At 45.7% G+C, this 21,302-nt stretch carries 21 protein-coding genes; 15 read left to right on the forward strand and 6 right to left on the reverse strand.

Going from position 1 to position 21,302, the window contains the following annotated elements; all coding sequences use genetic code 11:
- Window positions 1-161: 161 nt before the first annotated feature.
- Window positions 162-503 (reverse strand): YtxH domain-containing protein, encoded by a 342-nt coding sequence (locus V7R88_RS05550; protein WP_003645204.1) that lies wholly within the window; start codon window positions 501-503, stop codon window positions 162-164.
- Between the two features lie 10 nt (window positions 504-513).
- Window positions 514-966, reverse strand: a complete 453-nt coding sequence (locus tag V7R88_RS05555; protein ID WP_003640251.1) for an HIT family protein — start codon at window positions 964-966, stop codon at window positions 514-516.
- Between the two features lie 199 nt (window positions 967-1,165).
- On the opposite strand from V7R88_RS05555, the gene V7R88_RS05560 reads away from it, so the two are divergent.
- The 4 genes from V7R88_RS05560 (at window position 1,166) to trmB (ending at window position 4,735) form a co-directional block, all read left to right on the forward strand.
- Window positions 1,166-1,903, forward strand: a complete 738-nt coding sequence (locus V7R88_RS05560) for an ABC transporter ATP-binding protein (RefSeq protein ID WP_054399219.1) — start codon at window positions 1,166-1,168, stop codon at window positions 1,901-1,903.
- A complete protein-coding gene (locus V7R88_RS05565; protein WP_060598903.1) occupies window positions 1,896-3,101 on the forward strand; it encodes an ABC transporter permease in 1,206 nt (401 codons plus the stop codon). Before V7R88_RS05560 ends, V7R88_RS05565 begins: the two co-directional genes overlap by 8 nt.
- Window positions 3,102-3,219: 118 nt before the next feature.
- The gene (locus tag V7R88_RS05570) at window positions 3,220-4,005 is read left to right on the forward strand and encodes a phosphotransferase family protein (RefSeq protein ID WP_003640254.1); all 786 of its coding nucleotides are present in this window, start codon (window positions 3,220-3,222) and stop codon (window positions 4,003-4,005) included.
- 85 nt (window positions 4,006-4,090) lie between these two features.
- The gene (trmB, locus tag V7R88_RS05575) at window positions 4,091-4,735 is read left to right on the forward strand and encodes a tRNA (guanosine(46)-N7)-methyltransferase TrmB (protein WP_152706995.1); all 645 of its coding nucleotides are present in this window, start codon (window positions 4,091-4,093) and stop codon (window positions 4,733-4,735) included.
- Between the two features lie 140 nt (window positions 4,736-4,875).
- On the opposite strand, the gene V7R88_RS05580 is transcribed toward trmB, so the two are convergent.
- Window positions 4,876-5,199 (reverse strand): PepSY domain-containing protein, encoded by a 324-nt coding sequence (locus V7R88_RS05580; RefSeq protein ID WP_003640256.1) that lies wholly within the window; start codon window positions 5,197-5,199, stop codon window positions 4,876-4,878.
- Between the two features lie 168 nt (window positions 5,200-5,367).
- Here V7R88_RS05580 and ytpR point away from each other — a divergent pair, with 168 nt between their 5' ends.
- The 3 genes from ytpR (at window position 5,368) to murC (ending at window position 10,309) form a co-directional block, all read left to right on the forward strand.
- Complete coding sequence (ytpR, locus tag V7R88_RS05585; RefSeq protein ID WP_338816551.1) at window positions 5,368-6,009, forward strand: YtpR family tRNA-binding protein; 642 nt, start codon at window positions 5,368-5,370, stop codon at window positions 6,007-6,009.
- A gap of 32 nt (window positions 6,010-6,041) precedes the next feature.
- Window positions 6,042-8,936 (forward strand): DNA translocase FtsK, encoded by a 2,895-nt coding sequence (locus V7R88_RS05590; RefSeq protein ID WP_152706993.1) that lies wholly within the window; start codon window positions 6,042-6,044, stop codon window positions 8,934-8,936.
- Window positions 8,937-8,998: 62 nt separating this feature from the next.
- A complete protein-coding gene (gene murC, locus V7R88_RS05595) occupies window positions 8,999-10,309 on the forward strand; it encodes a UDP-N-acetylmuramate--L-alanine ligase (protein ID WP_003640259.1) in 1,311 nt (436 codons plus the stop codon).
- 288 nt (window positions 10,310-10,597) lie between these two features.
- Here murC and V7R88_RS05600 read toward each other — a convergent pair whose 3' ends face one another.
- From V7R88_RS05600 to V7R88_RS05610, 3 genes are read right to left on the reverse strand one after another with little or no spacing between them, the layout of a single operon-like run.
- Window positions 10,598-10,762 carry a FeoB-associated Cys-rich membrane protein gene (locus tag V7R88_RS05600; protein WP_072535498.1) on the reverse strand — a complete coding sequence of 55 codons (165 nt, stop codon included), beginning with the start codon at window positions 10,760-10,762 and terminating at the stop codon, window positions 10,598-10,600.
- Between the two features lie 16 nt (window positions 10,763-10,778).
- Entirely contained in the window at window positions 10,779-12,767 is a 1,989-nt protein-coding gene (gene feoB / locus V7R88_RS05605; RefSeq protein WP_057717601.1) for a ferrous iron transport protein B, read from the reverse strand.
- A 1-nt stretch (window position 12,768) separates the two neighbouring features.
- Window positions 12,769-12,993, reverse strand: a complete 225-nt coding sequence (locus V7R88_RS05610; protein ID WP_003640262.1) for a FeoA family protein — start codon at window positions 12,991-12,993, stop codon at window positions 12,769-12,771.
- Between the two features lie 255 nt (window positions 12,994-13,248).
- Here V7R88_RS05610 and sufC point away from each other — a divergent pair, with 255 nt between their 5' ends.
- From sufC to V7R88_RS05650, 8 genes are all read left to right on the forward strand, one after another.
- On the forward strand, window positions 13,249-14,046 hold the full coding sequence (gene sufC, locus V7R88_RS05615; RefSeq protein ID WP_003640263.1) for a Fe-S cluster assembly ATPase SufC: 798 nt from the start codon (window positions 13,249-13,251) through the stop codon (window positions 14,044-14,046).
- Window positions 14,047-14,058: 12 nt separating this feature from the next.
- Entirely contained in the window at window positions 14,059-15,360 is a 1,302-nt protein-coding gene (gene sufD / locus V7R88_RS05620; protein WP_003645199.1) for a Fe-S cluster assembly protein SufD, read from the forward strand.
- Complete coding sequence (locus tag V7R88_RS05625; RefSeq protein WP_060598905.1) at window positions 15,344-16,582, forward strand: cysteine desulfurase; 1,239 nt, start codon at window positions 15,344-15,346, stop codon at window positions 16,580-16,582. Before sufD ends, V7R88_RS05625 begins: the two co-directional genes overlap by 17 nt.
- On the forward strand, window positions 16,569-17,036 hold the full coding sequence (gene sufU, locus V7R88_RS05630) for a Fe-S cluster assembly sulfur transfer protein SufU (protein ID WP_063731740.1): 468 nt from the start codon (window positions 16,569-16,571) through the stop codon (window positions 17,034-17,036). The genes V7R88_RS05625 and sufU overlap by 14 nt, the downstream gene beginning before the upstream one ends.
- Window positions 17,033-18,439 (forward strand): Fe-S cluster assembly protein SufB, encoded by a 1,407-nt coding sequence (gene sufB / locus V7R88_RS05635; protein ID WP_003640267.1) that lies wholly within the window; start codon window positions 17,033-17,035, stop codon window positions 18,437-18,439. The genes sufU and sufB overlap by 4 nt, the downstream gene beginning before the upstream one ends.
- A gap of 293 nt (window positions 18,440-18,732) precedes the next feature.
- Complete coding sequence (locus tag V7R88_RS05640) at window positions 18,733-19,071, forward strand: metal-sulfur cluster assembly factor (protein ID WP_003640268.1); 339 nt, start codon at window positions 18,733-18,735, stop codon at window positions 19,069-19,071.
- A gap of 23 nt (window positions 19,072-19,094) precedes the next feature.
- On the forward strand, window positions 19,095-19,982 hold the full coding sequence (locus tag V7R88_RS05645; RefSeq protein ID WP_015380237.1) for a helix-turn-helix domain-containing protein: 888 nt from the start codon (window positions 19,095-19,097) through the stop codon (window positions 19,980-19,982).
- Between the two features lie 539 nt (window positions 19,983-20,521).
- Complete coding sequence (locus V7R88_RS05650) at window positions 20,522-21,238, forward strand: Bax inhibitor-1/YccA family protein (RefSeq protein WP_003640270.1); 717 nt, start codon at window positions 20,522-20,524, stop codon at window positions 21,236-21,238.
- The last annotated feature ends 64 nt before the right edge of the window (window positions 21,239-21,302 follow it).

The raw sequence follows: 21,302 nt of genomic DNA on the forward strand, positions 1-21,302 counted from the left end.
TTAAAGCTTCTGCATGCATATGGAAATCTTTACAAAATTTTCAGAGATTTCACAGCCTCTTCATAAATTCTACCTAATGCGTCAGTGAATTTAAACGAAACAAGCTTGTTAAGATAGCAAACAAAAGAATCGTGGGTCGTATGCGACCACACGATTCTCAATTAGTCGGTTGTCTTAGTTAAATGGTCTAAAGTATCTTGTAAGTGATCCGCACGCTTTTTCATGATGGCGACGTGGGGTTCGATCTTAAACTGAAATTTATCCAATTCAGTCTGAATGTCATCAAAAACCTCCGCGGCGTGGGCCATTTGCACACTGAGATTGCTCTGAGCATCGCTAAACTCTTCACGCGCGTCTTGTAAGTTGTCAGCGGCATCTAAAACGTCTTGCACGTAACTTTTGATGTCTGTGTAGAGCGCTTTAGGTGTTTTTTGATTGATCAACATGTAGGTAGCAGCACTGAGACCCAGACCAATCAAGCTGTTACGAATAAACTTTGCCATGGGGGGCCTCCTAATTAGCTAATTCAGTTTTAATGGCGTTCTGTAAGCGAGTGTAGTCGGTTTCGTCATATTTTTTAGCGTTGTCCTTGAAGATCATCCGAAAATCATCTTTATCGCTGTAGCGGGGAATGAGGTGAAAATGGGAGTGGAAGACGGACTGATAAGCGACCGCACCATTATTGTTAACGATATTCATGCCAATGATATTCTCGTCAGTTGCTTTGATAGCGCGGGCGATTTCAGGAATCCGCGCAAACACGATGCTGGCAAGATCACGATCGTAACCGAAAATATCGGCAACGTGCGTCTTCGGTACGACTAAGGTGTGACCAGGAGTACCTTGCGAGATGTCAAGAAAGGCTTTGACCATGTCGTCTTCATAAACGGTATAGCTCGGAATATCGCCCTTAATTATTTTACAAAAGATACAATCGTCATCGAGTTTTGGTTCAAAAGCTGTCATGTGATAACCTTCTTTATTTATTAGTTGGGTTCATTATACACTATCGGCGTTGTGGCAATCAAAATCAGGTGGTCTGATTAACAATAATTTACTGAAGTTTCGGTAAAGTCGGGGGTCAATGAGCCAACCAAATAGAGGGTGTCGTGATGGCTATGCTATAATGGGAGCACTTATACCAACACAGAAAGAGGTTAACGTTATGACATTAGCGGTACAACACTTAGTTGGTGGGTATTCGCAAATTCCCGTCTTAAAAGATATTAGTTTTCAAGTTGAACCTGGTGAATTAGTGGGCTTGATCGGACTTAACGGGGCCGGAAAGTCAACGACTATTAATCATATTATCGGTTTGCTGACGCCCATGAAGGGTTCAATTGCCCTCAATGGTGTGACATTGGCACAAGATCCTCAAAACTATAAGAGCCAAATTGCGTACATTCCAGAAACACCTATCTTATATGAAGAGTTAACATTAAAAGAACATCTAGAAATGACGATGCTGGCGTATGGTTTAGACCAAGAACAGGCGTGGCAACGGGCTCATGACTTATTGAAAACTTTCCGATTGGCTAACAAGTTGGATTGGTTCCCCGCGAACTTCTCAAAGGGAATGAAACAGAAAGTCATGATTGTTTGTGCGTTCATCACTAACGCTAAGTTATTCATTATTGATGAGCCTTTCTTAGGGCTGGACCCTTTGGCGGTGCACGACTTGTTGGCATTGATTGCGACAGTCAAAGCACAGGGCGCCGCTGTTCTTATGTCGACGCACGTTTTGGACACGGCTGAAAAAGCTTGTGATAAGTTTGTATTATTGCATGCTGGTGAAGTACAGACACAGGGGACTTTTGCTGAAATCAAAGCGAATTATCCGGATGCGGGTGAGTCGTTAAACGATATTTATCTTTCATTGACCGGGGTGACTCGTGATGAATGAGTTATTTCAAACGCGGTTGCAGCGGCATCTGCGTCGGATGTTGCGCTACCTAAGATTGGTGTTCAATGATCACTTTGTCATTGCATTAATGTTTTTTGTCGGCGGACTCGGGCTGGCTTATTCCAATTGGCTCAAGACGCTTGGCCCTCAGCAGACGTGGATCGTTTGGGTGCTCGGTCTCTTATTATGGGCGGGCCTAAGTGTCAGTCATATCGCAACGTTATTAGAACCGGCCGATACCGTTTTCCTGTTACCACGTGAACGGGATGTGCATGCGTACTTCGTGAAAGCGTGGCGCTATAGTTGGTGGTTGGCACAAGCAGTCCAAGTGGTTTTTGTTGGTTTGACCGTGCCGTTGCTCATGATCGTTGATCAGATGACGGGCTGGTCGTTGCTGGCGTTACTCATCACCCAGTTGGCGTTAAAGGATGCCCAGTTAACGCTGAGCGTGACGCATCTCTATCAAGTGAAGCCAGCCATGCAGCGGTGGTTGCGCCCCCTGAACTGGGCCGGCGCGTTCGTCACATTGGCAGTGGGACTACTAGTGACGCCGTGGTTGAGTGCCGTAATGGCCATCGCGATTGCGGTGGGACAACGTTATTTGCACCAACGAATTTGGTCGACCACGGTGATTGCTTGGCGTGACGACATCAAAGCCGAAGCCAACCGTATGTTAGGGATTTATCGATTCTTTAATTTATTTACGGATGTACCAATGGTGCAAGGCAGTGTCAAACGTCGTCGGTACCTGGACTGGTTACTACGGTGGTTACCTAAGGACCAGCAGCATGCGTTTGGCTACCTATATACACGGGGCATGTTGCGCGGCACGGAATTTAGCGGGTTAGTGGTTCGTTTGACCGTCATCGGTGCGGTGCTACTGTACTTTAGTGGGCACGGTTGGTTAGCGATGGCGTTGGACGCCTTATTTATTTACTTGATTGGGTTTCAATTGTTGCCGTTTTACAAGCAATACGATAATATAGTTTTTACGCACATTTATCCGCTGGCAACTAAACAGCGGGTGAAAAACTTTCAGCGGTTATTGCGAAACGTGTTAAGTTTGACGGGATTAATCTTTTTAGTTGCGTTCTGGTTAAGCAACGCACCGTTAGCTCAAGTTGGGATTTTGCTCATCATTAACGTGATTGAAATCTATCTCTTAGTTACTTGGTATTTAAAATTAAGATTAGCTTAAAACCTTGATGTATCAAGGGTTAAAAAGGACTTGACGGATTCAACTTTCGTCTATAAAATGTGATTGTTAAGTCAAATAATAATGAGTCATTAAATAAATTTTGAGAGGAGTGGGGCTGATGGATTTCGAACTTGATGATGGCTGGGACGTTTATCCGATCTATGGGAATACGAATAAAGCTTTCATGGGCAAAAAAAATCACCAACGATTGTTCTTAAAGCGAAACGCCTCGCCGTTCCTAGCGGCGCTGTCGATGGAAGAAATTACCCCGCGATTAATCTGGACGAAGCGTATCTCAAGCGGGGATACGCTGACAGCCCAAGAGTGGTTGAATGGTCAAACTTTAACGAAGCAACAAATGCGGCTGCCTGAAGTGGCGCATTTATTGGCACGTGTGCACAATTCCGAGTTGCTTCACCGGATGTTAAGAAAAGTCGGTGGTCAGAGTGTCCGCCCACAAGACTTTATTCAGCAATACTTACAAGATTTACCAGATGATTTACGGCACCATCCGTTAATGGCCCGGGTTCTGGATGAATTAAGAGGAACCGCACCCACTTTACCGGCCACTGATTATCGCGTTTGTCACGGTGATCTTAACCACAAGAACTGGTTACTGTCTGATCGCCAACAACTGTACTTGGTTGACTGGGATTCCGCCCGATTTGCGGATCCGGCGTCAGACATCAGTATGCTACTGTGCGAATATGTCCCGTTAAGTGATTGGCAACAGTGGCTTAGTGAATACGGTGAGACTATGACGACCGCCTTACGGACGCGAGTGGTCTGGTATGCTAAGATTAATTTACTATTGAATATCAAAGATAATTATTATCGGAATCAGTACCATCAGATGAACCATGAAATTATCTTTTTAGAAGAATTATCGCAGTACGAAGTGTAACGACGAGCAACAAAATCGCCGCGAGTCCCAGATGGAATTCGCGGCGATTTTGTTGAGTAAGCAAATGAAGAAGGAGTCAATCAAGATGCGTGTCAGAAATAAACCATGGGCGCCAAAGTTAATTGCCGCCCATCCCGAACTTATTACCGAAGATCCAACTCAGTTAAAAGGCCGCTGGCAAAGCCGTTTTGCCAAACCCCAGCCCCTCCAGATTGAGGTGGGGAGTGGAAAAGGCCAGTTCATCATTGAAATGGCTAAGCGTCATCCTGAAATTAATTACGTGGCCATTGAAATTCAGACCTCGGTGATTGCGATTATTTTGAAAAAGCTAGTCGAGGCACCGTTGCCTAACCTGCAATTGGCACATGCGGACGGTCAAGCGGTGACTGCCTTTTTCGAACCCCATGAAGTTGATCGCTTATATCTGAATTTCTCTGATCCGTGGCCGAAGTCGCGGCATGAAAAGCGGCGTTTGACCCACAAGTCGTTTTTGAGCAGTTACCGGGAAGTCTTAAAACCCAACGGTCAGATCGAATTTAAGACTGATAACCGGGGGCTATTCGAATTTTCATTAACGAGCATGAATAACTTTGGGATGCAATTTGAACAAGTTTGGTTAGACTTGCATGCGGTTGCCACACCTGAGGATAACGTCGAGACTGAATATGAACAGAAGTTCAGTGCGGCGGGTCCGATTTATAAGATTATTGCAACTTTCCCAGCAAAATAGACTGATTGAGAGCAGCGAAACGCGTCGGCGGTCGCTGTTTTTTATTGAGTGTAATTATCGGAAGTATCAAAAAAGCTTCCGGAATCTTAATTCCAGAAGCTCATCTTTGATTTTTGATGCGGATAGTCAATTGTGAGTTATTAAAGCCGGTAAATGTCTAAAATACTACCAGTATTGGCATCGGCCAAAAACTCGTACTGTACCAGCTGGCCATCTTCATAGCGGGTAATGCCGCCATAGTAGACATCCGTGCGCAATGCGAACTTTTGTAATGGGGATTTTTTCATTTCAATCCACGAGCCTTCGATCGGCGCTTCCTTTAAAAACGCGCGCTTGACTTGGCTAAGAATTTGGTTAGGGGTGGGGCGGCGCAACCGCTTGAACAGGCCGCCAACGGAAAAGCCCCCGGCGATACCAGCCATCCCAACCGCTAACAAGCCGCCATACTGTAATTGTTTATTCATGATGTTGCGTCTCCTTTCAGCTAACTTGACTAGGAAATGTTTTATTTAAATTTAGTATACCAATGATTGACGAGAATACAAAGAAAAGTCATAATTAATCAGTATGATTTAAGTAAAATACGCTATAATAATATATTGAACGCTAAAATGAGAGTAAAGGGGTTTCACATGTTAATTACAAGTTATAATCCATCCGAATTAGGTGACACGTTAATCACCATTTTACGACCAGATACGGCCACCCAAACGATTGAAACACATGCCAATGTGACGCGTATTAGCGATGCTGACAGTGGAGAAACCTTGGGCTATAATTTCTTTGACGTTTCCAAGACGTTAGGCGACTTAGATGCCAATGGTCAAGTTCACTTAACGGCAGAACAAGTTGAGCAATTAAATAATTTATTAAAAACCAATGATTTTGAACCTGAATTAATTTTAGACACTGACCCTAAGTTTGTGGTCGGCTATGTGGAATCAGCCGAATCACATCCGAAGTCTGATCATTTACAGATTACCAAGACGAATGTTGGTTTGGATCAACCACTTCAAATCGTGAGTGGTTCACCTAATATGCAGGCGGATATTTTGGTTGTTGTTGCCAAGGTCGGTGCAATGATGCCCAGTGGCTTAATTATTTGGCCGGGCGAATTACGGGGCGTTGAGAGTGATGGCATGATTGTTTCAGGCCGAGAATTACAATTACCGAACGCGCCACAACGGCCAGGGGCTTTGATTTTGCCCGCCGATTATCAGCCAGTGGGTGCGGCATTCGATTTTAAACGCGCTCAGACGTTATTTACCGCTTAATTTGCAGATATTAAAAACTAGGATGATTGAAAATGAACCATTATGATGGCCCGGCATTTTTCCGGAAATATCGATTTAACAAACCACAAGTGAATAATTCAGCGGCCAGTCAATCAACTCCTGTAGCGGCATCGGCTAGTCCACAATCGACTGCTGATGCACCCAGTGTGGCGCCAAAACGGCCAGCCAGTCAAACTAGCGCCAAGCAGGTGACGAGTCAGGCAACTACTTCGAGTAGCAGTGCTGCAACTAGTGCGACCCTCTTTAACGGTGGCACCCATGGGACTTTTCACCCATCCCGGGTACCGGCCCAGCTTAGTGCGGCGCTGACAAATGGCGGTATCATTCAGGACCACGATGACCGTAATTATTTAGAAATTGAAGCGAGTTTGCATAAGCGGCCCGAGACCTTCTTATTGTTTGCGGATGCAGCAGCTATTGATTTACCGGCTGTTGATTTGCAACAACCGCTTTCTGATAGTGGGACGGGCACGAGTCAAGCTGAACACCCGAGTGATTCGGCAGTTCTTAGTCAAGCGGAACGGAAGATGGCTTCAAGTGTTGACCCGACAACGGTAACTAGTCAGGCAGCATCGAGCGTGGCTGCTCAAACGGTCGTGGCTAACACGTCACAGACCGGCAGTGATTCCGCGGTGTCCGCAGCTTCGGCGATGGTTGTGCGACCAACGGAAGTGTTTGAACCTACTACTCCTGAATTAGCTGTGTCGGCTGCGGCAATTAATACGCCTAAAACCGATGATTCAGTGGTAGTGACGGCTCCCACGGAAGTATTTGAGCCCACTGACCCAAGTTTAGCAGCGTCGGCAGCGGCTGTAAATGCGCCTCGCGCGGCAAGTTCGGCAGTATCGGCCGGCCCGACGGAAGTATTTGAGCCCACTGACCCAAGTTTAGCAGCGTCGGCGGCCGCCGTAAATGCGCCTAGCGCGGCAAGTTCGGCAGTATCGGCAGGGCCGACAGAAGTGTTTGAACCAACTGATTCCGCGCTTGCTGAATCTGCTGCAACTGTTAATGCGGCTGCTGATCATGATGAAACAGAATCTGCTGCGACTAGCGCGACACCCAAGTCAGCACATGGGCTAGGCCTATCCTTAGGAGATATTATGACCGCTGAACACGATGCGCAGGCGGACTTAGCGCTATTTAAGGATCAGCCAACAACGGCAGCTTCTGCAGCACCACAATCAAGTCATGCGCAGACGCGTTCACACGTTAACGAAGAACCTTATCAACCGGTTGGCATGCGGCCAACTAGCACAAGTCCTGCAGTGACGTCGGCAACGGCCACGCCAGTCAGCGTTGTGGCATCCACGGTCCCTTCACAAGAAAGTGGGGGAGCGGCTAGTGTCACTATGGCACCGTCACAGGCGGCTACTTCTGCAGTTACCACTAGTCCCGCTTTATCAGAAACGTCCGCAGTGGCTTCACAACCTGGGTTAGTTCATAGTGGTGGTTCAGCGGCCCCCGTCCTTGAAGACAAAGAATTAGCGGCTTACCATTTGCCACCGCTGAATCTGTTGAAAGCACCGATCGTGGCCAATGAATCTGAGATGGATGATTGGATCGAGCAGAAGGCCAGTGCGTTAGATGAATCTCTGGACGCATTTGGTGTCAATGCCAACGTTGTCGATTGGACGATCGGGCCAACCGTGACTCAGTTCCAAGTAAAACCTGCTCGTGGCGTCAAGGTCAGCAAGATTACCAACTTAAATGATGATTTGAAATTGGCCTTGGCTGCAAAAGATATTCGAATTGAAGCGCCGATCCCTGGCCGTAATACGATTGGAATTGAAATTCCAAATGCAAAATCGCGGCCGGTGATGCTGTCCGAAGTTTTAGATTCTGACAAATTCCGCGACAGTAAGTCACCATTGACGGTCGCACTCGGTGTCGACTTATTCGGGCAACCACAAGTCACTGACCTGCGGAAGATGCCGCACGGTTTGATTGCGGGGGCGACGGGTTCTGGAAAATCGGTCTTCATCAATAGTATCCTGGTTTCGATCCTGTACAAGGCGAACCCACAACAAGTTAAATTGTTGCTCATTGATCCGAAGGCCGTAGAACTAGCACCATACAACGAGATTCCACATTTATTAGCACCCGTGATTTCAGAACCAAAAGCCGCTTCGGCAGCGCTGAAATGGGTCGTTGATGAGATGGACAATCGGTATGATAAACTGGCCGCTGGTGGTGCCCGGAACATTGAACAATTCAACAAACTGGCCGACGAACATGATGAGCCGGCGCTAAAAATGCCGTATATCGTGATTGTAATCGACGAATTAGCTGATTTGATGATGGTTGCTTCTAGTGAGGTTCAGGATTACATTGCCCGGATTACTCAGAAGGCCCGTGCGGCAGGAATTCATTTACTAGTTGCGACCCAGCGGCCAAGTGTTGATGTGGTTACTGGTTTGATCAAGAATAATATTCCAACGCGGGTGGCCTTCATGGTTGCCAGCCAGATCGATTCGCGGACGATTCTGGACGCGAGTGGGGCGGAACGCCTGTTGGGACGCGGTGATATGTTGTATCTTGGTAACGGCCAACCCGCACCGATTCGGTTGCAGGGGACCTTCGTGGACAGTGAGATCGATAGTATCACTCAGTTTGTCCGTGATCAGGCCGCACCGCACTATGAATTTCAACCAGACAGCCTAATGAAGCACGAGGAAGCGGCCCGCAATGAAGATGACTTGATGCCTGAAGCATTGGCTTACATTGCCGATGAAGACACCATGTCGACATCGAAGTTGCAACGAAACTTCTCGATTGGCTATAATCGGGCGGCCAATATTATTGATGATTTGGAAAGTCGCGGCTACGTTTCAGCGGCTAAGGGTTCCAAACCACGAGATGTTTATTTCACGGCGGCAGATTTAACTAAATTACAAGCCAATTCATAATTAAAAATAAAGCGATTCACCTCATGACTGATGAATTGTGAATATGGGAGATTATTAGCATAATGGATAAAGCAACGGTTTATTATTTTGTTGGGATCAAGGGCTCTGGGATGAGCTCACTAGCCTTGATTTTACATGACAAGGGTTACCAAGTTGAAGGCTCAGATATTGAACAATATACGTTTACGCAAAAAGGTCTAGCTGCAGCTGGCATTAAGATGCTACCGTTTTCCGAAGATAACATTCGCGAAGGCCTCACAGTGATTGCGGGGAACTCATTTACTGATGACCATCCTGAAATCAAAAAGGCGCGTGAAATGGGGTTGCCCGTTTATCGCTATCATGAATTTCTTGGAAAATTAATGGAAGGCTTCACGAGTATTGGTGTGGCCGGGACTCACGGGAAGACGTCGACAACTGGTTTGTTGTCCCACGTTTTGAGTCATATCGCTCCCACCAGTTACTTGATTGGTGATGGGACCGGTAAAGGCACCCCTGACGCGCGTTTCTTCGTTTTTGAAGCGGATGAATATCGCCGGCACTTCGTTGCTTACCATCCCGATTATGCCATCATGACGAACGTTGACTTTGACCATCCTGATTACTACAAGGATTTAGCTGACGTTCAATCCGCTTTCCAACAATTTGGCAATCAAGTGAAGAAGGGCATCTTTGCTTGGGGTGACGATGAAAGTTTACGACACCTCGATGTTGATACCCCAATTTACTATTACGGGACGAATGACCGTGACGACTTTCAAGCGGTGAACATCAAACGAACGACTAAGGGGTCTTCATTTGAAGTGAAGTATCACGATGAATCGTTAGGGGAATTTGAAATTCCATTGTTTGGTGAACACAATGTCTTAAACAGCACGGCTGTTATTGCGGTTTCTTACTTTGAAAAGGTGAACTTAGACGAAATTCGGCGGGAACTCCTCGACTTTAGTGGGGTTAAACGACGTTTCTCAGAACATCAAGTTGGCGATATGGTCATGATCGACGACTACGCCCATCATCCATCAGAAATTAAAGCAACATTGGATGCTGCACGCCAAAAGTATCCGGATAAGGAAATCCTGGCCGTATTCCAACCACATACGTTCTCACGGACGAAAGCATTGATGGATGGCTTTGCAGCCAGCTTAAGCAAGGCAGATCACGTCTTTTTGACCAATATCTTCAGTTCTGCCCGTGAAAAATCTGGTGATGTTTCCTCCAAAGACTTAGCTGCTAAGTTACCCAATGGTGGTGAAATTATCACGACCGATGACATGTCTGCTTTAACGGCTTACCACAATGCCGTCGCTGTCTTTATGGGTGCTGGTGACATTCAAAAGTACGAAAAAATTTATGAAGATCAAATGAAATAATGTTTAAAAAAGTGGCCCCGCTGGGGCCGCTTTTTTAGTCTGTCTTTAAATTGATTTAGCGTAAACCGACGTCAGCGGCCAAGTTGGAAACCCTATGAGGGATGTTAGATTATTGCTAGACAACAGTTGTGCGACCTATTTGGACCTTAGAAGTTTTAATGAAATTTATGCAGCCGATAAATAAAGCACCAATGACGATAATTCATTCGAATCCCGTCATTGGTGTTTTATTAGTGTGTCTGATTTTCAAGTATTAATTACGTGAATAGGGGAGCAGGTGTAACAGTTTTAGTTTTGTTGTTTCTGGGCCTTGTTTAACATTTTTTTAGCTTCACAATCATAGTCGCAGGCCGCACATTTGCCCTTTTTAGCACGTTTGACCACGTGATAAATCTGATAACCAGCAGTCCCAATAATTAGTGCGATAATCAAGAAATTAATGAATAATGCCATGTGAATCAAACTCCTTTTAGATAAATAATTGGCCAACTTGGTAAATGATGAAGGCCAAGGTGTAAGCAATGACTAAACTCGAGCAGACGGCGTAAACCGCCCACTTGGTCGATCCAGTCTCGGACTTGATGGTCCCAATCGTGGCGAAGCACGGGACGTACAGCAGGATGAAGACGAGCATCGCGTATGCGGATAACGGTGTGAAAAAGCGGCCCATCATGGCAATCAAGCCGGCCTGATTTGCGCTGTGGAACATGACCATCATACTAGAGCTGATGACTTCTTTGGCTAGAATCCCAGTAAAGAGGGCTGAGATAACTTGCCAGGCGGTCACACCAAGTGGCGCGAACAGCGGTAATAGTGTCTTGCCAAGTGTCGCGGCAAAGCTGTTATCGATGTCGCTGACTAAGCCGCTAGTGCCGAATGAGGAAAGTAACCAAATCAAGACCGTACCGGCAAAGATGATGGTACCTGCCTTTTTGATGAAGCCTTTACCCTTATCCCAGGTCCCGCGCCAAATAATGTCAACTCTGGGAATATGATACTGTGGTAACTCGACGATGAAGACGGAACTGTCATCGACGTTGAAAATCAGTTGATAAAATTTAGCCATGCCGAGGGCGACCGCAATACCGAGGAAGTAAATCGACAAGACAATCAGGGCCTGATTTTTAGGGAAAAAGGCGGCCACAAATAGGCTGTAGATTGGCAGACGGGCGGAGCAACTCATAAATGGGGAAATCAGCGTTGTAATCAAGCGTTCTTTAGGTTGTTCGATTGTCCGGGCGGCCATAATACCAGTGACGTTGCATCCAAATCCAATAATTAGGGGAATGAACGCCTTCCCGTTGAGTCCAATCATTTGCATCAAGCGGTCGGTAACTAAGGCTGCCCGTGCCATGTAACCCGAATCTTCCAAGATTGAAATACAGGCAAACAGGACAAAAATCTGGGGGATAAAGACGAGCACGCCACCGACCCCTGCGATTAGGCCGTTAACAATCAGTGAGCGCAAGACCGGGATGGCTCCAGCCATGGTCAACCAGTGACTTACGGTGGTGGATAGTGGTCCGGAGACGAAGCTATCTAACAAATCTGACAGAGGCGTGCCGATCCAATCAAAGGATAATTTGAACATCAAGTAGAAGATTCCCACAAAGACGGGTAGCCCTAAGAACGGATTGGTGACCCACTTGTCGATTTTAGCAGTCATCTCGACGTGGCTGGTGCTTGCCAAGTTTTGACTAGCGCTGGCTAGGGTTTGCTCAATAAAATCTAGTCGGGTTTGGAAGATCTGCTCGTCGAATTTTTGAGCGTCGTAATAAGCGGCTTGACTAGTAAGTGGTGTCAAGCCCATGTGTTTCGCGTAGGCGCGAATTGGCTTATTTTGATTAATAAATTGAATCGTCAGCCACCGTGCGAAGTCTGCTGTCAAATCAAATTTTTTGATGAGCTGTTGGCTAGCCTGACGAATGGCTTGCTCAATCATGAAAGGATAGTTGAGTTTGAGCGGTGTCGCGGCCGGATGGGAACCTGCCAATAAGTCTTCGCGTAGCTGATGCAGCCCTTCTTTATTGCGGGCGTTAGTCGCTTTGATCTGACAGCCAAGTTGTTCAGCTAGCTTGTCAAAATCATAATAATGGCCCGTCCGTTTGAGGTCATCAATCATGTTGAGTGCGATAATCACCGGTGCGCCAAATTCCAACACTTCGATCGACAGTAGTAAGTTACGCTTGAGCTGACTCGCGTTGGTCACGTTCAGAATTAAATCAGGGTGGTTATGTAGCAGATAGTTGGTGACGACTGCTTCATCTTTGGTGATTGGATTAAGTGAATAGACTCCGGGTAAATCGACCATTTCAACTTCAGAGTGCCGAATCCGGCCCATCTTCTTCTCAACGGTCACGCCGGTCCAGTTACCGACGTACGCGTATTTATCCGTCAGTTCATTGAAGAGCGTCGTCTTACCAGTATTGGGATTTCCGAGCAATGCAACCGTCGTCATCTTAATGGCCTCCAATCAACGTTTGAAATACGGTGTACCGAATCCCAATCCGTTGTTGATCAATCTGAACAATTACTGGTCCGTGAAACGGATAGTAGCGGACAACGGCCAGCGGACTGCCGACATGTAGCCCTAAGCTGTGCAATCGTTGAACGGTCTGATTATCCAAACCTGTGAATTGTTGAATATGTAGTTGTGATGTATTAGTAACGGATTGACTTAGCATAAGGCTCAGTCCTTTCTGAATATTCCAATAGTGAATAATTCATCAAAAATATTATACCTACATCATAGCATGAAAGGGCTTTTATTAATATGGGGAAAAGCCTTATTTTCTTTTGAAATGAAAACGGTTATACTCTAAGTATAGAATACAAAAAGGCCGATGTTACGCTATTTTTGTTGAAGCCGTTGACTAATCATTATATACGGAAGGAATAACGGCTTGGGTAATAAATTCAATTGTTGGAGGATGATTTAAATGGCAACCTTGGAAGTTAAAGATTTACACGTTGAAGTGACGGATGATGAGCAAAAAAAGTCTCGTGAGATTTTAAAAGGCGTCAATTTATCTATGAAAACTGGTGAAATTCATGCCATTATGGGACCAAATGGGACTGGTAAGTCCACTTTATCACAAACTATTATGGGCCAACCGGCTTATCACGTTACTCAGGGTGATATCTTGTTGAACGGCGAAAGTATCGTAAACATGCCAGTTGATGAACGTGCACGTAAGGGACTCTTCCTCGGCATGCAGTATCCAGCTGAAATTCAAGGGGTCACCAACGCTGAATTTTTACGGGCAGCAATGAACGCACGTCGACCAGCTGATGATCAAATCTCAGTGATGGCCTTTCTTAAAGAACTCGACAAGAACTTGGCACTACTTAATATGAGCGAATCCATGACGGAACGTTACCTAAACGAAGGTTTCTCCGGTGGTGAAAAGAAGCGTAACGAAATTTTGCAATTATTGATGATCAAGCCATCATTCGCCTTATTGGACGAAATTGATTCCGGGCTTGATATCGATGCGTTACAAGTGGTTTCTAAGGGTGTTAATTCGATGCGGGGCGATAATTTCGGCTCATTGATTATCACGCATTATCAACGGCTGTTAAACTACATTGTGCCCGATGTCGTTCACGTGATGATGGGTGGTCGAATCGTGAAGACTGGTAACGCCGACTTAGCAAAGACCCTTGAAAAAGAAGGTTATGCTGGTTTACGTGACGATTTGAACATTGATGTCAAACTTGTTGACGACGAAGATTAGGGGGTGGCAGTAATGGAAGCAACTGCTGATTATGAAACTATCAAAACAACGCTAGCTGCGGCTGCTAACGAACATGGTGAACCGCACTGGCTCGTTGAACGCCGTTTAGCGGCTTTAGATGCGATGCAAGGCCTAGCGGTTCCCAAAGCTGATCGCTTTAGTATTCGCGACTGGCCACTGACGCCCACCGACCAACCACTAAAGTTCAGTCGTTCGGATCGAACTTTAGCAACTGATGTAACGGCTGAAGCTGGTCATATCCAAATCGTACAAGTTGGGCAGACAACGGTGACCGTCAATTTGCCTGATGAACTAGATGATCAGGGTGTCATTTTGACCGATATGTTCACGGCTTTTCGCGAACATCCACAGCTAACTGAAAAACATTTTATGGGCAAAGTCGTCAAAACTGACGAGGACCGGTTGACCAGCTACCATACCGCGTTTTTGAACGCCGGGGTCTTCCTATATGTTCCAAAAGGGGTTACTGTCAAAGAACCAATCGAGATCACCACGATCCAGGATAGTACCCGAGTGCAACCGTTAATTAGTCACGTCTTGATCGTGGCTGAACAAGACAGCCATTTCGCAGTAACTCAGCACCTGACAACCAAGGGGGACGTTGATAATATTGCCAACTGTGTGGTGGAAATTTTGGCACGGGCTGACAGCGAAGTGCATTTTTCGGCGTTCGATGAACTCGGGGCCAACACGACTGCTTATTTGAATCGGCGAGCCGCAATCAGTCGGGGAGCCAAAGTCGATTGGGCTATCGGGATGATGAATAACGGTAACACTTTCGGGGACTTTGACTCGGAACTGATCGGTGAAGGCGCCAAATCCGATGCCAAGGTCATCACAGTGACGACCAAGGCCCAGGATGTCTGTGTTAATACGCGGGTCACCAACCGTGGTAAGAAGACTGACGGCAATATCGTACAACGTGGGGTCATTATGGAAAAGTCTAACCTGATTTTTAACGGAATCGGTCACATTATTCACGGGGCCTCCGGTGCACATGCTGAACAGGAAAATCGGGTTTTGATGATGTCTGATGATGCCCATGGTGACGCGAACCCGATTCTATTGATTGATGAAAATGACGTGTTAGCTGGACATGCAGCAAGTGTTGGTCAAATTGATCAAAATCAAATGTACTATTTGATGAGTCGCGGGATTGATAAACCACAGGCCCAACGGTTGGTTATTCGGGGCTTCTTAAGTACCGTGATTGGTGCGATCCCATCGAAGACTGTCCGGACGCGCTTAACGAACACGATTGAAAGGAAGCTTGAAGATGGCATCCAATTTTGAAACGTTACGTTCAGATTTTCCCATTCTAGATCAACAAGTGAATGATGAGCGGCTAGTCTACCTGGACAACGCGGCGACCGCTCAGCGCCCCAGCCAAGTTGTGGATGCGCTCGTCCACTTTTATCAACACGATAACGCCAATGTTCATCGTGGTGTCCACACCTTAGCAGAGCGGGCCACTAGTCAATACGAAGCTGCGCGTGCCAAGGTGCAACGGTTCATCAATGCTGAAAAAACGGATGAAATCGTCTTCACTAAAGGGACGACGGATAGTCTCAACCTGATTGCCAGTACTTATGGCGAAGCCAATATTCAAGCGGGTGATGAGATCGTCATCTCCATTATGGAGCATCATAGTAATTTAATTCCGTGGCAACAGTTAGCGCTGCGTAAGCACGCTACCTTGAAATATATTGAGTTAACGACTGACGGTGAATTGGACATGGCCGATGCTGCCAACAAGATTACGGATCGAACAAAAATCGTTTCAGTGACCCATGCTAGTAATGTATTGGGAACGGTCAATCCAATCAAGGCGCTAGCACGATTGGCACATCAACACGGTGCCGTGATGATTGCGGATGGGGCGCAAGCAGCCCCTCATATGCCGGTTGATGTCCAGGCGCTCGATGTTGATTTTTACGCATTCTCAGGGCATAAAATGCTGGGACCAACCGGCATTGGCGTTCTATATGGTCGTGAGAATTTATTAGCTACGATGCCACCGTATCAATTTGGTGGTGAGATGATTGGCTTTGTTCACCGTGATGACAGTACCTGGGCGGAACTACCGTGGAAGTTTGAAGCGGGCACTCAGAACATTGCCGGTGCGATCGGCTTGGGCGCGGCGGTTGATTATTTGACGCAACTCGGTATGGATCAAGTTCAGCAACACGAACAGCAATTAGTCAATTACTTATTGCCTAAGTTGATTGCAATGCCTGGTGTCACGGTCTACGGCCCCCAAGATCCACAACACCACACCGGCGTCATCGCCTTTAATATCGACGGTTTGCACCCGCACGACGCGGCTACCGCGTTGGATATGGAAGGTGTCGCCGTTCGCGCGGGTCATCACTGTGCACAACCCCTGATGGCAGCACTCGGCTTAGTAGCGACCGCACGGGCTAGTTTTTACATTTACAATACACAAGCGGACGCTGATCAATTATTAACGTCACTCCAAGCAACAAAGGAGTTTTTCAAACATGGGACTGTCTAAGTTAAGTGGCTTGTATCGCGAAGTAATTTTAGATCACGGTGATCATCCGCATCACAAAAATGCGTTGCCAAACGCAACACATGCCATTACGTTGAAAAATCCAACTTGTGGCGACGTCATCAATTTGGCCATCGAATTGGATGATCATGATCAAATCGAAGATATTGGATTTACGGGTGAGGGCTGTACCATCAGTCAAGCATCGGCCAGTATGATGACGGATGCGGTGATGGGTAAGTCGAAAGAACAGGCATTGGCGATGGCTAAGACGTTTTCGGATATGGCGATTGGCAAGCAACACCCGCAGGCCGATATGGATGCCTTAGAAGACGCCGCAATTTTATCGAATATTATGCAATTTCCGGCACGAATCAAATGTGCCACGCTAGCTTGGTGGGCTTTGCAACGGGCATTGCTTGCTGAAAATGGCAATGAGGAGGAATCAGAAGTATGAGTGAAGTACCTGACGTGGTCAAAAATGACCGTGATTATGAATATGGATTTCATGACGATGTCAAACCAGCATATTCAACTGGGCGAGGATTAACGGAAGCCACGGTGCGCGAAATTTCCGCGGCAAAACATGAGCCACAATGGATGTTGGATTATCGGTTAAATGCCTATCATGAGTATTTAAAGATGCCGATGCCTAAGTTTGGCCCGGATCTCACGAAACTCGACTTGAAGGACATGCTGTATTATCAGAAGATGACCGATAAAAAGTTCCGTGACTGGAAAGAAGTCCCAGCTGACTTGAAGCGGACGTTCGACCGGTTAGGTGTGCCTGAAGCTGAACGGAAATACTTAGCCGGTTCATCGGCGCAGTATGAATCTGAAGTCGTTTATCACAATATGCGTAAAGATTTTGAAAAGTTAGGTATTATTTTTACCGATACCGATACGGCGCTTCACGATTATCCAGAACTGTTCAAGAAGTGGTTTGGGAAACTCGTCAAACCAACCGATAACAAGTTTGCGGCTTTAAACGCGGCGGTCTGGTCAGGTGGGTCCTTCATTTACGTGCCTAAGGGTGTCCAGACGAAGACGCCAATTCAGTCATATTTCCGGTTAAATGCTGAAAACTCGGGTCAGTTTGAGCGGACTTTGATTATCGTGGAAGATGGTGCCAGTGTCGACTATGTCGAAGGGTGTACGGCCCCTAATTATTCTTCAGATAGTTTGCACGCGGCCGTTGTTGAAGTCAATGTTGAGCCCAACGCTTACTGCCGTTATACAACGATTCAAAACTGGTCTGACAATGTTTATAGCCTGGAAACTAAGCGAGCTGCAGCGGCCGAAAATGCCACGATGGAATGGGTCGATGGGAATTTAGGTTCGAAGGTTACGATGAAGTACCCAAGCGTTTATTTGAATGGGGAAGGTGCCCGCGGGACCATGTTATCGATCGCGGTTGCCAGCAATGGCATCCACCAAGATTCTGGTGCCCGGATGATTCATAATGCTAAGAATACCTCCAGTTCGATTGTTTCGAAGTCCATCGCTAAGACCGGTGGTGCGACCGATTATCGTGGGACCGTGCGTTTTGCCAAGCATTCAGACGGTTCCAAAGCGCATGTTGAGTGCGACACGATCATCATGGATGACCAGTCGTCTTCCAACACGATTCCGTATAACGAAATCGACAGTGCTAACGTCGCGATGGAACACGAAGCTAAGGTGTCCAAAATCTCTGAAGAACAGCTCTACTACTTGATGAGCCGGGGAATTTCAGAAGCGAAGGCGACCGAAATGATTATCATGGGATTCGTGGAACCATTTACCAAGCAGTTACCGATGGAATATGCCGTTGAATTAAACCGGTTAATCAGCTTTGAGATGGAAGGTTCAATCGGGTAGTAAGGGGGATTGGTTAAGCTGATGTTAAAATAAAACTTGAGTGGCATGCGAGATTGCGATTCGAGTTTTTTGGTTAAATGATTGTTGATGAATGTTAGCCATTATAATCGTGCCAGCTAGGATGGTTGATAATTGTAGTAATTTAAAATTGTATCTCGGTTAGTGTTTTTATCATGCTGATTCGCCTTTTCGTTAATATTGGCGACGTACTTTATTATAAATTAGGATTATTAACGTATATTCTAACAATGGTATAATTAAAAACAGTTTTAAACAGACAGGAGTGTGGCAGAATGGCAGACGAACTTGGCGAGGATAAGGCCCTCTCACCCGTTGAAGACGCGGTCATGAAGTCGTTAGAGCAGGTGATTGATCCAGAACTGGGCGTTGACATGGTTAACCTTGGTTTGATCTATGGTGTTGACGTAGACGATAATGGTAGCTGCACGGTAACGATGACGCTGACGACGATGGGGTGCCCATTAGGAAATTTATTGGCAAGTCAAATTAATCAAGCAATTATGAGTGTGGATGGTGTTAAGAATTGTGAACTTGACTTGGTCTGGGAACCTGCTTGGGGAATTGATAAAATGAGTCGTTTTGCTAAGGTTGCCCTTGGCATTCATGGCTAACGGGTGAGACAAGGTGGTGTGCGATGGATATTGAAAAGTTTATTGCCCGGCGAAAAGCTTTAAAAATTTCACAAGTCAAATTATCAAACGGAATTTGTACGCAGGCGACTTTAAGTAAGTTTGAACGGCGTGGGCGAGTACCAGCATTAGCAATTTTAAATCAGCTCTGCGCTCGTCTGGGATTGACAGTTGATGATCTAAGTGAAAACCAGGCTAATTCAGTGACCCAAATTCGACAGCAACTTGATGAGATTGAGCGACGACTGATGATGGAAGATTATCAATCAGTCCTGCAATCATTGGTAGACCTGAAAGTTGAGCAAATTGATGCGGTACCTTCACGGATGCAATATTACTATTTATGTGGCATGCTAAGTTCGTTGATTAATGGAACAGCCAGTGATATTTGTTTTTCCTTCTCGCAAATCGTTGATGATTTGGATAGGGCTCACCAAACAATTTTCACACCGCTAGCTTATGTCGGTCTGGGTGTCATGTATGGCCGGTTAGCTGAGCCTGAGAAAGCTCAATTTTATTTCAGGAGAGTACGATACTATGTCGAGCACGCTGGCTCATCAGGATATGCAAATGATTACTTACGGCTGTTAACCCTAATCTTTTATACGGCAGAGTATTACGCAATTAGTGGTGATTTCGTCACAAGTAATCGTCTAATAGATGATGGGGTAGCGCTTTGCTCAGATGAACATGTCACGTATTACTTACCAAGATTGAAATACTTAGCGACCGAGAATGCTGTTAAGCAACAACTTTCGGATAAATTGATTAAGCGGTTAATGAGTGAAACAGAAGCTTTTGCACGGATTAATCATAATCAAGTTGTTGAGGTTAAGGTAGCTGCATTGCGACAACGATATTTGCAGGGTATTGCTGCTTCAGAAAACAATTAACAAGACAATGGCTAGATTTAGTGTTTTATTGTAGTTTCCAACATGCTAAAACTAATCAATGCTTTGTACATTAAATAATAAGAAGTCCCACACTAGCAAGTCAATACTAGTGTGGGACTTCTTATTTAGAAAGTTATGTATGACGCCGCCCGCCCCTAAAAAATCTTCCCCGGATGTCCCGCAAAAAGTCCTACCGATTGAAGTTCTATTATAAACGCTTATGGTGTCCCATTCCGGAAAATCCTAATGTAGCGGTAATCCATTAAAGACAATGATTGAATGGAATTCACTTAGACATAAGAAATTCTTATTAAATTCACAGGCACAAACTATTTTACCTTCTTTGACTAATTTGATAGACTTAAGTTAAGAAAGTTGAGGTGACTGATTGAGATGGCTAGTCATAGGCAAATGATTGACAAACTAGTGTGGTGTTGTTACTAGCGCAGTCTGCGTTAGTAACGATGCACAAACTCAATTTTTAATCTTAACTCGGAAAAAGTAACGAGTAGTCAATTTTTAGGTGAAAGAGGGATTTTATGAACAATTTTCAAAATGACCCACAACCACGGACCATCAACACACAAGTTGGCCTCCGTAGTTTCCTAACTAAAATGTATGGGTTTATGACAATCGCCGTGTTAGTTTCGGCCTTTACCGTTTACTTAGCGATGACCACGTTCCAAGCACAAATTAATGCCGCCTTTTCACAACACCCATTCATCTTCTTGATGATCTTCATTGTCAGCATGTTTGTGATGATTGGTGGGATTCAAGTCAACGCGACACGCAATCCAGCGATGAGCTTCACCTTACTGATGCTCTTTGCCATCATCTTTGGGGTTGAAATGTCAGTGACCTTGTCCTTATACACGGGTGCCGTTATCACCGGTGCGTTCGTTGCAGCTGGAGCTGTATTTGCGACCATGGCGGTGATTGGGACGACGACTAAGCGTGATATTTCACGTATTGGGACGCACTTGATTGCAGCCTTGATCGGGTTGTTTGTCGCTTCACTGGTCAATATGTTCTTACAAAGTGCCATGATTAGTTACATCTTTTCATACATTGGTGTATTGATCTTCGCCGGTTTATCCATGTGGGACGCTAACCGGATGCGCAACATGTATTTACAATATGGTGACCAGGTTTCATCGACTGGTTTGGCCGTTACTGGGGCCTTACAATTATACTTGGACTTCGTTAACTTGTTCCTCTACTTCGTCCAAATCTTCGGTGGCTCAAGCCGCGACTAATCATTAAGATAATTATTAAGGATTATGACCAAGATGTCATAATCCTTTTAATTTACCGAAAATG

The sequence above is a fragment of the Lactiplantibacillus argentoratensis genome (assembly GCF_037290055.1).
Classification (GTDB): domain Bacteria; phylum Bacillota; class Bacilli; order Lactobacillales; family Lactobacillaceae; genus Lactiplantibacillus; species Lactiplantibacillus plantarum.

Coding starts and splice junctions, on each gene's coding strand:
- V7R88_RS05550 (WP_003645204.1), bottom strand. CDS start 503: ATGGCAAAGTTTATTCGTAACAGCTTGATTGGTCTGGGTCTCAGTGCT.
- V7R88_RS05555 (WP_003640251.1), bottom strand. CDS start 966: ATGACAGCTTTTGAACCAAAACTCGATGACGATTGTATCTTTTGTAAA.
- V7R88_RS05560 (WP_054399219.1), top strand. CDS start 1,166: ATGACATTAGCGGTACAACACTTAGTTGGTGGGTATTCGCAAATTCCC.
- V7R88_RS05565 (WP_060598903.1), top strand. CDS start 1,896: ATGAATGAGTTATTTCAAACGCGGTTGCAGCGGCATCTGCGTCGGATG.
- V7R88_RS05570 (WP_003640254.1), top strand. CDS start 3,220: ATGGATTTCGAACTTGATGATGGCTGGGACGTTTATCCGATCTATGGG.
- trmB (WP_152706995.1), top strand. CDS start 4,091: ATGCGTGTCAGAAATAAACCATGGGCGCCAAAGTTAATTGCCGCCCAT.
- V7R88_RS05580 (WP_003640256.1), bottom strand. CDS start 5,199: ATGAATAAACAATTACAGTATGGCGGCTTGTTAGCGGTTGGGATGGCT.
- ytpR (WP_338816551.1), top strand. CDS start 5,368: ATGTTAATTACAAGTTATAATCCATCCGAATTAGGTGACACGTTAATC.
- V7R88_RS05590 (WP_152706993.1), top strand. CDS start 6,042: ATGAACCATTATGATGGCCCGGCATTTTTCCGGAAATATCGATTTAAC.
- murC (WP_003640259.1), top strand. CDS start 8,999: ATGGATAAAGCAACGGTTTATTATTTTGTTGGGATCAAGGGCTCTGGG.
- V7R88_RS05600 (WP_072535498.1), bottom strand. CDS start 10,762: ATGGCATTATTCATTAATTTCTTGATTATCGCACTAATTATTGGGACT.
- feoB (WP_057717601.1), bottom strand. CDS start 12,767: ATGACGACGGTTGCATTGCTCGGAAATCCCAATACTGGTAAGACGACG.
- V7R88_RS05610 (WP_003640262.1), bottom strand. CDS start 12,993: ATGCTAAGTCAATCCGTTACTAATACATCACAACTACATATTCAACAA.
- sufC (WP_003640263.1), top strand. CDS start 13,249: ATGGCAACCTTGGAAGTTAAAGATTTACACGTTGAAGTGACGGATGAT.
- sufD (WP_003645199.1), top strand. CDS start 14,059: ATGGAAGCAACTGCTGATTATGAAACTATCAAAACAACGCTAGCTGCG.
- V7R88_RS05625 (WP_060598905.1), top strand. CDS start 15,344: ATGGCATCCAATTTTGAAACGTTACGTTCAGATTTTCCCATTCTAGAT.
- sufU (WP_063731740.1), top strand. CDS start 16,569: ATGGGACTGTCTAAGTTAAGTGGCTTGTATCGCGAAGTAATTTTAGAT.
- sufB (WP_003640267.1), top strand. CDS start 17,033: ATGAGTGAAGTACCTGACGTGGTCAAAAATGACCGTGATTATGAATAT.
- V7R88_RS05640 (WP_003640268.1), top strand. CDS start 18,733: ATGGCAGACGAACTTGGCGAGGATAAGGCCCTCTCACCCGTTGAAGAC.
- V7R88_RS05645 (WP_015380237.1), top strand. CDS start 19,095: ATGGATATTGAAAAGTTTATTGCCCGGCGAAAAGCTTTAAAAATTTCA.
- V7R88_RS05650 (WP_003640270.1), top strand. CDS start 20,522: ATGAACAATTTTCAAAATGACCCACAACCACGGACCATCAACACACAA.